Below are 1,318 nucleotides of genomic sequence, written 5' to 3' on the forward strand. Positions count from 1 at the left end.
CATTGCTGTCCCATTAAAATCTACAATAGCTCTTTGAAATATTTGAAATTTAGTTAGTTGTATACAATTTTCGATTAAACGGATTTGAATTCTCATCTTTGTGATCCTAATATGGATTGCAAATGCATAAAGATAAATTCGTGTTCGCTCAGCTGGTCGCTTTCTTGGATAGGAACAAATTCAATTACATCGTTCATAAATATGATGGCGACAAATATGTGAAACATCTCACTTGTTGGAATCAACTTCTTGCTCTAATGTTTGGTCAATTGTCTAATAGAGAAAGTCTGAGAGATTTGATTATTGCTCTTGAAGCTCACAACTCCAAATGCTATCATTTAGGAATGGGCAGAAACGTTTCAAGATCATCTCTTGCAAGAGCCAATCAAGACAGGGACCATCGCATTTTTGAAGAATATGCCTATCACCTTATGAACGAAGCAAGACAGAAGCGTGTTATGGATATCTTCAAACTCGATGGAGACGTGTTTGCATTCGATTCTACAACAATTGACTTGTGTCTGGCAGTTTTCTGGTGGGCTAAATTTCGCAGGACGAAAGGTGGCATCAAAGTACACACCTTATATGATTTGGAAACACAGATACCCGCATTCTTTCACATCACCGATGCAGCAGTACACGATTCAAAAGCGATGAAAGAAATTCCTTATGAGTCCGGATCATATTACATATTTGACCGTGCTTACAACAACTTTAAAATGTTGTACAGGATTCACCAAATAGGCGCCTACTTCGTTGTCCGTGCGAAGAAGAACCTGCAATACAAGTCCATCAAGTGGAAGCGCAGGTTACAGAAGAACGTGCTTTCGGATGCAACAATCGAATTAACGGGTTTTTATCCAAAGCAATACTATCCTAAGCCTCTTCGTTGGGTAAGATATTGGGATGAAGAACAGGAGCGTGAATTTGTATTTCTGACAAATGCAATGCACATCTCTTCACATCTGGTTGCCGAACTTTACAAAAACAGGTGGCAAATAGAACTTTTCTTCAAATGGCTGAAACAGCATCTTAAAATCAAGAAGTTTTGGGGTACAACCGAGAATGCCGTTCGCATTCAAATCTATGCTGCAATATGCGCCTACTGCCTTGTGGCAATCGTTCAACACGACATGAAACTTGACAGAAGCACATACGAGATTCTTCAGATATTAAGCATCTCGTTGACCGATAAAACTCATCTTAGAGACCTCTTTGACAAAACTAAATTTCAAAATGACAAAGAACGATTTAGACCTAATGGCCCAAGTTTATTTGATTATTAATAAAGTCCCAATTTTAATGGGACACTAGTGAT

General features: G+C 38.4%; 1 protein-coding gene. It reads left to right on the plus strand.

The window, feature by feature from the left end; all coding sequences use genetic code 11:
• Positions 1-122 precede the first annotated feature (122 nt).
• Positions 123-1,286 carry an IS4 family transposase gene (locus OLM34_RS11380; RefSeq protein ID WP_264407384.1) on the plus strand — a complete coding sequence of 388 codons (1,164 nt, stop codon included), beginning with the start codon at positions 123-125 and terminating at the stop codon, positions 1,284-1,286.
• Positions 1,287-1,318 lie beyond the last annotated feature (32 nt).

The organism is Anaerorudis cellulosivorans (assembly GCF_025943985.1).
GTDB lineage: Bacteria > Bacteroidota > Bacteroidia > Bacteroidales > Dysgonomonadaceae > Anaerorudis > Anaerorudis cellulosivorans.